Source organism: Streptomyces sp. NPDC001507 (assembly GCF_042894765.1).
GTDB lineage: Bacteria > Actinomycetota > Actinomycetes > Streptomycetales > Streptomycetaceae > Streptomyces.
Window position 1 is genome coordinate 47,886 of sequence record NZ_JBIAVV010000010.1, and the last position, 12,623, is coordinate 60,508.

The window sequence follows — 12,623 nt, forward strand, 5'->3', positions numbered from 1 at the left end:
GGGCCGGCTGGAGCGACTGAGCCGGCCGGGGTCCCTCGGCCGTCGTCGGTGGCAGGCCCCGTGCCGAAGCGCGCTGTACCGGGCGGGGCGCTCCGGGCACCGGCGGGGAGGAGGCGGCAGGCTGGTCACCCGACGGAGAGCTCGAAGTGCCGGCCGCCGGACCGCTCGACGGAGCGCTCGGCGGACCAGCCACCGGACCAGCCGACGGACCGCTCGACGGACCGCGCACCGGACCGGTCGACGCCGGTTTCCGCTGCACGGACGGCACGGCCGCCCGGCGGCCGGTGGTCCTCGCGGCAGCCGCACCACTCGCGACGGGGCCCGCGACAGGGGCGCCGAGGCCGAGACGCGGTGCGCGGGGGGTGGTCGTACCGGCGGGCTGTACGGAGGCGGAAGCGGGAGCCGGCTGTGTCGCCGACGCCGGGCCGCCGGACGACGGGGCGGGTCGCGGCTCGCGCGGGCCCGGCGGGGTCTGGGCGTCCGGCACGGCAGCGGAGGAGGGCTGCGGACCCTCCGTCGTCCGCCGCTGTACGGACACCTCACGGACACCGCTCCCGGCGGCGGGCGACAGCGGGGCGCCGAGGCCGGGGCGAGGTGCGTCCGGAGTCGTCGCGGCGCGCTGCACGGAGGCCGGCGCGGAAGCGGGCGTGGCCGCCGACGTCGTCGTGGCGGTGCCGGACGCGGCGTCGCTGCCGGACTCGCCGGGTGACAGCGGCGCGCCGGACGGTGCGGTTCCCGCCGGACGGGGCGTTTGCGGTACGGCGCCGGTTGCGCCCGCGCTCCTGCTCGTCGCTCGTTGCACGGAAGTCCCGCGGCCACCGCTCGCGGCCGCGGGTGTCGAGGGTTGCGCGCGCTGCGGCGCGGCCGAGGCGCGAGGGGCGGCGGGCGTGGCTCCGGTGCTGGGCGAGGCGGCCGTGGCGGATTCGGTGCCGGTGGCGCCGATGGCCGCCGTACCGGTCCGGGGCGTCGGTGCCGCGCCGGACCCCGTACGACCGCTTTCCGGCGACGGAGGTGTGGCCCGGGCGGCCGGGCCCGTGACGGCGCTGCGCTGTACCGAGGTCGCCTCGGGACCGCCGGGCGACCGCTCCGGGACCGGCGCCGGCGTGCCGGGCACGGTCGGCGGGACCGGGGTGCGGCCGCCGCTCACCGCCTGCCGTTGCACAGGGGTCCGCGCCCCGGCGCCGGACATGCCGGAAGGCCCGCCGTTGCCCGGGGGCGTTGCCGATGTCGAGGGTGGCGCGGCAGCCGTAGCGGGGACAGCCGGGGGCGTCGGTGCGGGCGGCACGGGGGCCGTACGAGCCGTGGCCCCGGGCGGCACGGGTGCCGGGGCCGTACCGCCGCCACCGCCAAAGGACGCCCCGGCCCGACTCGGACCGGGAGCCGTCGTGCCCGGCCGGGCGGTCACCGGTCCGGCACCGGACGCTGACCGCTGTACGACGGCAGGTGCCGGCGCCCGTCCGGGAGCAGCGGCGCGCGGGGCGTCGCCGGAGGGGGAACGGCCGTCACCGCGCGGACGCGACCAGCCCCCGGTCACCCGCACCGGATCCCCGCCGCCGCCCTCGACCGCCCGCTGCACCGCCGCCGTTTCGCCGCCCGTTCGGTCGCCCTCGCCCGACGCCGGGGCCACCCCCTCGGCGGCCGTCACCCGCGGCGCCGACGGCAACGTACGCCGCTGCACGGCCGTCACCGACGTGCTCGCCGGTGCCGTGGTCAGCGCGCTGCGGCGCGGCGGGACGGGAGGTGCGGGCGCGACACGCGGACCCGTGGCAGGAGCCGGTGCGACCGGAGTCGGCTGCGGCGCCCACGCCACCGGCACCGCGCTCGAAGCGGCGGAGGAAGCGGAGGCCGAGGTCGCGGCAGCCGACGTGACCGACCGCTGGACAGCAGGTGCCGCCCGCTGCCCGGACCGCGGCGCGGTGGGGGCGGATCCCTTGTCCTGGACGGCCGACGGGGCCGCCGGGCCCGGCGCGCTGTGCCCGTTCCGTACGGCTTCCGGTGTCACGCCGGTTCGGTGCTCGGCCACACCACCACCGTGCCGGCCCGCCGACGGCACCCGCTGTACCGCCGGCGTCACCGGTCCGGCCGATCCCAAAGATCCGGACGATCCGGAGGATCCCGAAGGTCCGGACCGTCCCGAGCCTCCGGCCGAACCAGCCGATCCCACGGCCCCGGCAGGCCCGATGGATCCGGCGGACCCCGCGGACTCCCGGAGCGTGGCCCGCTGCGGGTCCGTCGTGGCCGGCCGCGCAGTTCCCCGCGCCCCTGACGGGGCGCTTGCGCTCCCGACCGCACGCAACGGCACCACCGGAAGCGACGGAGTCCGGCGGCCGGCCGCCGGCCCCGGCTGGCCCGCCGCGCCGGTCGTTCCCGCCAACGGCAGTGCCTGCACCGGGCGTTCGAGTCCGGACAGGGCTCCCGCGCCCGTGGTTCCCGTACGGCCGCCACCGGCAAGACCCGCGCTCGACTCGCCGTCCAGGACGGCGTGCGAGCGCGTGCCCATGAACGACGGGTTCTGCCAGGTCGGCAACCGGCCGCCGAACCCGGCGTCCGCGACCGGCCCGCCCGCACCCAGCGCACGCTGGATCGGCGGCAGCCCGGACCAGGCAGCCGCCACGACGGGACGAGGCGGCGCCGCAGGAGCCTCAGGCGCGTTCCCGGAGTCGCCCGCCTCGTCGGCCCCGGACGACCCGCGTCCGCGCCCCCGTACCCGATCCCACAGCCCCACCCGTCAGCCCTCCGCTCCTGCGGAGGCCGCCGCCCTGGTCACCAGAGACGCGATCTCCGCCGTGTAGCGGCGGCGGTCGGCGTGCTCCAGGTCCAGGATGTCCTCCAGGTTCCAGTGGAAGTGGTAGGCGACGTACGCGATCTCCTCGTGCAGCCGGTCGGTCGCGTACGTCACGATTCCCCCAGGCGGCTCCCGCCGAGTTCCACCTCGAAGGGCTCGGAGCAGTGCGGGCAGTTGACCGCGGCCCGGGTGTGCCCCTCGGCGTTGATCTGGCGGTAGAAGTCCTGCAGGAACGCCAGGTCGGAGGCGAACATGTTCTCCACGATCCCGTCGTGGACGAGCGGGAGCGTGCCGAGGCGGGTGATGACCCGGCCAAGCAGCACCACCGACAGGAACGCGGGGTTCTCCTGGACGCGGACGTCCCGCAGCGGGATCAGCTCGTCGCGCGCCGTGGACAGGCGCATCACGCCGTCGCGGTGGACGGTGCCCTGCTCGTCGACGTACCCGCGCGGGAGCTGGAACGGGAACTCCGTGCGCAGCACCTCGACGGGCGCCTCCGGTTGCTGGGGGGCCTGGGGCGCCGCCGCCTCCGGTGCCAGCGGCGCCCCCACACCCCCGGCCCTGACAGCCGAACGCCTCATTACTCGATGACCAGTTCTTCGAACGTGATGGTCACCGTCTCGGTCAGCGCGGACGCCTCGCCCGCCTTCACCGTGCTGGTGTCGATCTTGCTGCACCAGGCGTTGCGCAGGTTGTAGCGCTTCACCGGGTTGTTCTCGAAGTCCATCATGATGATGGAGGCGTTCTTGCGGGCCGTGGCCATCTGGCCGTTGATCGACTCGTTGATCCACTGGGTGAACGACGAGGACTGGGTCATGCCGCGGACGACCGTGCAGGTGCCGTTCTTCTTCACGCCCGGCAGGTTGCGGACGTGGTTCTTCCCGTCCGGCGTGTTCTGCTGGTAGGTGATGACGTCCTGCTCCATCGTCATGCCGCTGACCTCGGCGAGGTACTCGACCATCACGCCGTCGATCTGCAGGCCGAAATTGTGCGATGTGAGGGCGTCACCCGGCTGGAGACTCATGTGTTACTGCCCGTTCTTCTCAAGGTGCCGTGACATCAGGGGGGTTGGGGACCGCGGGGTCCGCTACTCCTGCAGCTCGCCGTTGCCGCTGCTGAACTGGGCCAGCCGGAAGATCACGAACTCGGCGGGCTTGACCGGGGCGATGCCGATCTCGCAGATCACGCGGCCGACGTCGACCGACTCCGGCGGGTTGGTCTCCTCGTCGCACTTGACGTAGTACGCCTCCTCGGGCCGTTGCCCGAACAGGGCGCCGCTGCGCCACTCGTTGACCAGGAACGCGGAGATGTTGCGCCGGATGCGGGCCCAGAGGTTGTGGTCGTTGGGCTCGAAGACCACCCACTGGGTGCCGATCAGGATCGACTCCTCCAGGTAGTTGAAGTACCGGCGGATGTTGAGGTAACGCCACGCCGGGTCGGAGGAGAGGGTGCGCGCGCCCCAGATGCGGATGCCCCGGCCGGGGAAGGCGCGGATGCAGTTCACGCCGATGGGGTTCAGGAGGTCCTGCTCGCCGCGGGTGATCTGGAGCTCCAGGTCGACCGCGCCGCGGATGACCTCGTTGGCCGGGGCCTTGTGGACGCCGCGCTCGGCGTCGTTGCGGGCCCAGACGCCAGCCACGTGGCCGGACGGCGGGATCAGCCGGGACTGGCCGGAGGACGGGTCGAAGGTCTTGATCCAGGGGTAGTACAGGGCCGCGTACTTGGAGTCGTAGCCGGCCGTCTCCTGGCGCCAGACCCGGATCTGGCGGGCGTTGAGGCCCGGCGGCGGGTCGATGACGGCGACCCGGTCGCCCATCAGCTCGCAGTGCGCGATCAGGCCGAGCTGGACGGCCTTGACGGCCTCCAGGTCGATCGCGCCGCGCTGGTAGGCGGCCATCAGGTCGGGCACGGCCACCATGGACACCTCGTCGACGGCCTCCAGGCCGCCGAAACCGGTGCGGTCGGCCGAGTCGCCGAGGTACTCGGCGGGGCCGGGGTGGGAGCCGGCGCCCGCGACGGGGGACGCGGACGCCGGCGTCTGGGCCGGGGCCACGAGGGCCACCGTCTGGTTGTCCGGCCGGGCCAGCTGCGCGGCGGGCGCGGCCTCGGTCACGGTGATGAGCTTGGAGCGCTCCTTGACCTGGGTGACCACGTAGTTGCGGCCGCCCTTCTTCGCGGTCACGTCGAAGGACTCGACGGCCTTGCCGCCGTCCTTGACGACCAGCCTGAAGCGTTCGGCGGGGCCCTCGCCCTCCGGGTCGGCGACCTCGACGCTCAGGTCGCCGGAGGCGATGGCGCTGACGGTGAAGGTGCCGAGCTGCTTGGCCTCGCCGGGTGGCAGGGCGGCCGGGGCGGCCGAACTCCCGACGGCGGCGGGCCCGCCCGCGGTGCCCTCGGCGTCTTCCCGGCTGCCGCCGACACGGACCACGTAGGCCGCCGTGCCGCCGTTGTTGAAGAAACCGTAGACGGAGTGCGCGAGGTAGTACCCGTCGGTGAACTCTCCGAAGGACGCGACGTACTGCGTCCAGTTGGTCACCAGCGTCGGCTCGTTCAGCGGACCGGTCGGGGCCAGGCCCACGAAGGCCGCCACCGACGTGCCCACCCCCTCGATGGGGCGCGAGCCGCTGGCCACCTCCTCGACGTAGACGCCGGGCGACAGGTAGGACGGCATGCTCTGCTCTCCTCGGGGTACGAGACAGGAACGCTTCCCACCCTCACGCGCGAAGCGCGTCGGCCGAAACGGCCACCGGTGCCCGGACCAGGGCACATCTGTTGCCCCCAAGGGCAACCCCTGGGGGCAGCCACCCGCCGCAGGTCACCGGCCATGGGGCCGGAGCATCTCAACTCCGGTTCGTTAACCGGCCCGTTCAGCGAACACACCCTTGCGGACCCTTCCCGTTCACGCGTTACCCTGCACGGCCAGACGGGACGCGTCCCGTCACGGGCGCCCGCACGCGCCACCAGGACGACGCGGACGGGACCCCGGGTCCCGCCGGGACGGGAGTGCGCGGGATGCGGCGGACAGGGAAGCCGGCGCCGGGCGACGGCGGGCCGGGCGCCGCCGTGGTGAAGCGCACCGGCCAGGGCAGGGAGGACGGCCCCGCCGGCCGGCAGCCGTCGACGCCGGGCGGGCTCCCCCCGGCCGCCCTCGAGATGCGGGACCTGCAGAGCACCGCGGGGAACGCCGCCCTGGCCGGCCTGCTCGACGGCGGCAGGCCGCCCGCCCCGACCCGCACTCCGCCACCCGTCCCCACCGCGGCCCGGCAGCAGGCACCGCTCACGCTTCCCCCGTACCTGACGGCGATGACCTCGGCGGGCCTGTCCACCGCCTCCGGGCTGACCGGCCACGCGTTCGTCGCCGCCGAGGTGACCCGGGTCACCGGGCAGGACGGCGCCGACGTGGAGGCGATAGGGCAGGAGCTGGCGGGGCGGCCGGAGACCTTCTACGGCCGCGGGCGGGCCTTCGCCGTGCGCGGGGCGAACGGGGCGTCGTACGACGTCACGGTCTCCATCACGCCGCGGGACACGGAGGACGCGGCCGGGCTGTCGTTCGCGGACAGCGCCCAGGGCGAGGACGCCGACACCAAGGTCGACCACCTGCACAACTCGGCGGGCACGGTGGCCGCCGACACGGTCCGCGCCCGCCAGTGGGGCGCCGGCGCCTCCGGTACCGTCCTGGTCCCGACGCCCACGCCCGGTGTCCTGGGCGGCGCGCAGCTCGCCGCCGGAGCCGCCCTGACCTCCACCCACGACACGCACTCCACGCGCACCGTGTCCGAGCCCCGGACCTTCCGCAGCGGCGGCGGCACGGTCACCGCGCGGCGCCGGGTGCGCTTCGTCGTACGGATCAGACGGCACGGCGCGCGGGGCCGGCACCTCGCGAGCGGCGACGGCAGCCTCGTCATGCGCGTCCCGCACGAGCACCTGGTGCCGCACGGCACCGTACGGCCCGTCCCCGGACCGGAGCTGAGCGAGGAGCAGGCCACCTCCGTACGGCAGGCCGGGTCCATGGCGGCGCTGGCCGTGGAGGACCCCGGCGGCCCGCACGGCGGCGGGGGCGGCCTGTTCGACACGGTCGCCTCCGTGCTCGCGCCCTGGGTGACCGCGCCCGGCGCGCCCGGCCGGGCCAAGCTGTTCGCGGCCACCTCCGGCACGACCGTGCTGCAGGACCTGCCCCGGCTCCTCGCGGGCTGGGTACCCAGCGAGGACCTGCTCTCCGCGGACGGCAGCGCCGCCAGTTCGTACCGGATGCGCGCCGACATCGTGTCCCTGACCCCGGGCTGGGGCGCGGGGCAGACCCAGCTGCGCACCCACCAGCAGAGCGCGCACGGTGCGGGCCGTACCGGCGCGAAGGGCAGCAGCGGTATGGCCGGGGCCGGTCCCGCGGTCGCCTTCGGCCCCCCTGGCGCACCGGTCGTCCGGTTCCAGGGCATGGGCTCCGTCGCCCTGAAGAGCGCCCGGTTCTCGTCGTCCGACCAGACCGTGGCCACCCGCAAGGGCGCCGAGATCCGCGGCGACAAGGTGCTCTACCTCGGCCAGGTCCGGCTGACCGTACAGGGCCTGGGGCCCGCGTCCCCCGTACAGCGGCTGCGCCCCGCGCAGCGCACGGCCGAGCACACCCTGGACAGCTGGGTCAGCCTGAACGCCCGGGAGGCCCAGCACATCGGGCTGCCGCTGCCGGAGGGCGTGCAGGCCGGCGCGCTGCACCGCAGGCCCACCGAGACCGCGCCCGACGGAACCGAGCACGAGAGCGAACGCCACCTGCCGTTCGGCGCCGTCGGCAACAGCGTCTCCCTCACCCACCTGGACGTGCGCCCCCTCGTCGAGGCGCTGGAGGGGCTCTTCGCGTCCCGGCCGGAACTGGCGGGCTACCTCCCGGACTTCGCCACCGGCGACCGGCCGCGGGGGAGCATTCCGGACCGGGACGAGTCCGAGGCGCGCATGCGCAACTACCGCGAGCTGGTCACCGTGCTCTCGGAGACCAACCTGCGGGCGAAGAAGAACCAGCTCCTGGGCGCCGGCATCCCGGTGCGGCTGCGCCGGAAGTCCACCCTGCACTCGCACGACGTGCAGATCCGGGTACGCGGGCGGATCGGCGCGCTCACCTACCTCGGCGACACCGACAACTGGCTGGTGCGCAGCAGTTCGGGCGTCGCCTCCGGCGGCCAGACCGGCCGCGCCACCGCCCGCAGGGCCGGCGTGCAGGGCAGCGGGAACGCCACGCTGCTGCCGGGCGCGCTGTCCCTCGGCGTCACCGCCAACGCCGCGGTGGAGAGCGCGCGCCGCGTCCAGGGCGGTCCCGCTGTCCGGGGCGACTCGCTCAACAGCGGTGACGTGAGGACGAGCACGTTCGGCACCCGGCTGATGCTCGACGCCAAGGTCACCATGACCACCCGGGAGCGCACTCTGAAGCGCTCCCTCACCCCCGGCGCCCCGGGCCGCGAGCAGCCCGACGCCCGGACCGTCGCCTCGCTGGGCGACCTCGACGCCGCCGTGCCGCAGCACTTCGACGGGAGCGCGGAGGGACAGGACGTGGAGCTGAGCACGCCGGCCGCGCTCACCGTGGGCGCCGACGAGCACCGCAGGACCGCAGGGCGGCGGTCCAGGGCCGCCAGGTTCCACCTCGCCTCCCGGGCCACCGGCATCCACGACATGCTCACCCGGGCACCCGGCCTGGACACCGGACGGCAGGTACGCGACTGGGAGTTCGTGGAGACCGTCGGCGACGGCGGGCAACTGCGGCAACTTGCCTTCCAGTTGCTCGCCCTGGCCGCGCGCAAGGGCGACCGGGACCGGCCGGGGGACACGGCGTACCAGGCGGAGGGCCTCGCCCCGCGCCTCGCACTGGAGGAGCGGCTCGGCCCGGAGTCCGTCACCGCGGCCCTGCGGCAGGCCACCCGCACCGGCTGGGTGGTCGGCGACCTGCGCCACGCGCGGCGCGCGGCCGCGCTGAACGGTGCCGTCGGCACCCGGCTGGCCCTCACCGACCCGCGGGTCCTGCGTCGCAGGCCGGAGCAGGACGGGGTGGGCGGGGCCGGCGTCGAGAACATGGTGCTGGGCGGCCACCAGGCGTCGGGGCAGCACGCGTCGACGAAGAGCAGGGCGGTGACCTTCAACGGCACCGGGTCGGAGCGCGGCGCGGGCTGGACGCTGGCCCAGAGCGTGTCACCCGCCTTCGGGCAGGCGACGACCACGACCGGCACGTCGACGACCGGCGGCACGATCGAACGCAACTCCGTCCATCCGCGCTCCAAACCGCTCTACCTCGTGCAGTGCGACCTGTCCGCATGGATGGTGGCCGAGGTCGCGGTGAACGGCCGCGGCCCCTACGCGATGTCGCAGCGGCTGACGGTGCCGGGCGCCGTCGGACTCTGGCTCACCGAGCCGCAGTTGCGCAAGGCGGGCCTGCGCACGCCGGAGGAGCGGGCCCGGGAGCAGGAGCGGGCGCTGGCGGAGACCGCGGCCACGTGGGGGCCCGCGCCGAAGGACGGGAAAGGCCCGAAGGACCCGAAGGACCCGAAGGGCAAGCTCCCCGAGCGGGCGGCGGAGGGGTCCGGCGGCCGGGAACCGCAGGCCGCTCCACCCGCACCGCCGCGGGACGTGTCCGGCGTACCGGCGCTCCCCGCGCACCTCCCGCTGGGGGCCGGTCTGGTCGACGGCATGCCCGACTTCGTGCCACTGCTCGGACGGCTGCGCGCGGCGGTGCGGGACCGGGCGCTGGCGGACGACCTCCTGCCGGCCCGGGTGCTGGACGACCGGTTCGAGAACGTGCAGCGGCTGCTGCGGGTGCTGGACCAGGACGGCGCGGTGGGCCTGCTCGCCGGGGCCATGGACGGCGGAGTTCCCGTCGAACTGCTGCGCAACAGTTCCGTCCCCGGCCGCCGGGCCACCTCGTACTGGGCCGTCTTCCACGTCCGCCGCACCGGGCCCGGCACGGTGGCCGGGCCGTCCGGCAACGACCGGGAGATGGAGTTCGCGACCGTCGCGTACTCACAGCGCGCGACCAGCAGCCAGGAGAGCCTCACCAGCGGCGTCGACGCCTCGCTGACCGGCGCGGGCAAGCCGCACGACGACGTCGTCGGCAGCGCGGGCGCCGTCGCGGGCCCCGGCGTCGGGAAGACCGCGTCGACCCGGCAGGCCGCGGCCACCCGGACCCAGACCGGCCTGCGCACCATCGTGGACACCGGGGCCGACTCGGTGAACGTGACGGTCCCCTTCCAGGCGGAACTCGAACTGCGTTCGGCGGACGGCCGGTTGGCGTCCGTGACTCTCGACGGGTCCTTCCTGCACCGCGTGCTGGACAACGATCTGAAGGCCGTCGCCCGTGCCCGGCCGGAGCGGAGCGCGGGCCCCGCCCGGGGCAGCACGGCCCCGGTACGCGACGCCGTTCCTGACGCCCTGGCCGCATGGCGTGCCGACGGCGCCGAACTGCCCCTAGAGGCGCAGGTCAACGGCTTCCGGGGCGCGCCGCAGATACGGGAGCTGATCGGCCGGGCCATGGCGCAGGCGCACGTCGGCGGCGGCTTCCGGAAGGCGGGCAACGCGGCGCACTACGCCCAGCGGGAGGCGGTGTCCACCGAATGGCTCACGGCGGCGCTGCCGCTCCTGGTGTCGGCCGGTGCGCAGCTGCCGCCGGTGCACGTGTCCGGCGTCGAGGGCCAGGACATCGCCTGCTCCCTGCACGCGCGGCTGCGCGACGGGGAGATCCTCGGCAAGGGCGACACGATGACGTTCGAGACGGTCGCGCAGAGCGGTCCCGAGGGGCGTCCGGCGGCCGGCGAGACACAGCACGCCGCCCACCACGGCCGTTCCGCGCGGTTCATGGGCGGCGAGGGCCCGGTCCGCGCCGACTACTCGGGCATGAACAACGTCCCCGGCACGTACGGCCGCGACGGCGGTCCCACCGAGGCCGCGGGCAACGCCTCCGGCACGGTGCCGCTGCGGAAGCCGAAGGCCGCGTCGCTGCTGGTGCAGTTCACCCTGCAGGTCAGGGCCGTGGCCCGGGTTCGCCACCGGCACACCGGGGCGCTGCGCGATCCGGCACGCGCGGTCGGCGTACAGGACCACACCCTCACGTACCCGGTGGTGATCCGGATGCCCGAACCGGCGGTACGGCGCATGGCGGCCGCCGCGCCGGGCGGTCACGCACCGGCCGACCCGCACCAGGTGCTGGCGGCGGCGGACGGGGAGTCCTGAGGACGCTGCCCCCGAGACTGCCCGAACGCCCCTTGCGCCTTGCGCCCCGGTGCTCGTAGTTGTGGTCAAGGGTTCGTCGCCGAAAGGTAGTTCATGCACACGCAGGAGGAGCACAACCAGGCCGGCCGACCGCAGGCGACCCGCCGCCCGGCGCCCCGGGACGCGTCCGCCGACGCGGACCGCGCGGCCGTGACCGGGACCGGGACCGCCGCCGGGCTGCTCGCCCTCCAGCGGACGGCGGGCAACGCCGCGGTGGCCCGCACCGTCGAGGCGTCGCGCCACCGGCACGACGCCGGCTGCGGCCACCTGCCGGCGGTGCAGCGGCAGGCGGCGGGCGAGGAACTCCACGAACACGACACGGCCTGTGGCCACGTGCCCGCGGTGCAGCGCCAGGCCCTGGTGCACAGGGTGATCGAATCCCCCGGCCAGAGCATGGACCAGGCACTGCAGTCGGAGATGGAGAGCCGTTTCGACGGCGCGGACTTCAGCGGCGTGCGGGTGCACACAGGACCCCTGGCCCGGGAGTCGGCGCAGGAACTCGGCGCCAAGGCCTACACCACGGGCCCCAACATCGTGGTCGGCGACTCCATGACGAAGGAGGACTGGGCCCACGAACTGACCCACTACGAGGATCAGCTGAAGGGTCCCGTCCCCGGCACGGACACCGGCGCCGGGGTCAGCGTGTCCGACGTGAACGACTCCGGCGAGCGGCATGCGGTGAGCAAGGCGCGGCGCGTGATGAGCGGGCCGGCGCCCCAGGTGCAGCGGCAGCCGGCGAGCACCGGGTCGAGCGCCGTCCCCGCCCCGGTGCCGGAAGGCCCCGGCCCGGTCGCGGTGCAGCGCGTGCTGAGTCCCGGGTTCGTGCAGGGCGTGTCCGAGAGACTGGGCATCGAGGAGGGCACCGTCAAGCTGGTCAAGGTGCCGAACGGCATACCCGCCAGCCGGAGGTTCCGGGACTACGAGGAGGGGTACGTCGTCGGGCTGACCGGCGCCGAACTGGACGAGAGCGTGCAGTCGCTCAACAACTACGAGGACGGGAACACCCCTGCCAGCGTGGTGGTCGAGCAGGCAGGTGGTGGCGGCTACCTGCGGGAGTCCGGCATCATCCTGGTCAACGCCGATCCGCCCGCCAAGTTCACGTTCGACCAGGTCGTCCAGCACGAGATGGGCCATCTGCGGCAGGCCCAGGCCGGGTTCGACATCGACATGGCCGGGGCCAAGCGGGCGCTGGTGGAGTACCACAACATCCTGGTGAACGAGAACCTGTTCGCGGACGAGATGCGCCTCGAGTACACGGACGCCGACAACAGCCTGTCGAGCCGGGCCAGGGAGCAGGCCGAGGCCAACGAGGAGACGCGGCCGTTCACCCCGCTGGGCAACCCGTGGCGGTCGATGACCCGTTACGTCGCGGCGCACGGTGGTGCCTCCCAGCAGAACCTGTTGCGTGCGATCGAGGCCGAGCTGAGCGACCCGAAGTACGACGAGAGGACCGGTAAGGGCCGGTTCGCCCTGTCCCTGCGCGACAAGCTCCAGCGACGCGTCGGGAACATGTACTGGAACCACATGTTCCCGACCGGGTAGGTCGTGCAGGCGGCCGGAGGTCGGCCGAGCCCTGCCTCTTGGGGCACCGGAGCTGCCCCGA

General features: G+C 74.8%; 6 protein-coding genes. 2 read left to right on the plus strand and 4 right to left on the minus strand.

Going from position 1 to position 12,623, the window contains the following annotated elements:
• Positions 1 to 2,728: 2,728 nt before the first annotated feature.
• The 4 genes from ACFY0K_RS30090 to ACFY0K_RS30105 form a co-directional block, all read right to left on the minus strand.
• The gene (locus ACFY0K_RS30090; RefSeq protein ID WP_089100305.1) at positions 2,729 to 2,899 is read right to left on the minus strand and encodes a DUF6760 family protein; all 171 of its coding nucleotides are present in this window, start codon (positions 2,897 to 2,899) and stop codon (positions 2,729 to 2,731) included.
• Positions 2,896 to 3,366, minus strand: coding sequence for a hypothetical protein (locus ACFY0K_RS30095; RefSeq protein WP_351494135.1), 471 nt, complete (start codon positions 3,364 to 3,366; stop codon positions 2,896 to 2,898). The genes ACFY0K_RS30090 and ACFY0K_RS30095 overlap by 4 nt, the downstream gene beginning before the upstream one ends.
• Positions 3,366 to 3,809 carry a phage tail protein gene (locus ACFY0K_RS30100; protein ID WP_217545812.1) on the minus strand — a complete coding sequence of 148 codons (444 nt, stop codon included), beginning with the start codon at positions 3,807 to 3,809 and terminating at the stop codon, positions 3,366 to 3,368. The genes ACFY0K_RS30095 and ACFY0K_RS30100 overlap by 1 nt, the downstream gene beginning before the upstream one ends.
• A gap of 63 nt (positions 3,810 to 3,872) precedes the next feature.
• A complete protein-coding gene (locus tag ACFY0K_RS30105) occupies positions 3,873 to 5,456 on the minus strand; it encodes a phage tail sheath family protein (protein ID WP_390642457.1) in 1,584 nt (527 codons plus the stop codon).
• 341 nt (positions 5,457 to 5,797) lie between these two features.
• On the opposite strand from ACFY0K_RS30105, the gene ACFY0K_RS30110 reads away from it, so the two are divergent.
• Together ACFY0K_RS30110 and ACFY0K_RS30115 are read left to right on the plus strand one after the other, a co-directional pair.
• Positions 5,798 to 10,981, plus strand: a complete 5,184-nt coding sequence (locus ACFY0K_RS30110) for a hypothetical protein (protein WP_390642458.1) — start codon at positions 5,798 to 5,800, stop codon at positions 10,979 to 10,981.
• Positions 10,982 to 11,074: 93 nt separating this feature from the next.
• A complete protein-coding gene (locus ACFY0K_RS30115) occupies positions 11,075 to 12,562 on the plus strand; it encodes a DUF4157 domain-containing protein (RefSeq protein ID WP_390642459.1) in 1,488 nt (495 codons plus the stop codon).
• Positions 12,563 to 12,623: the final 61 nt, after the last annotated feature.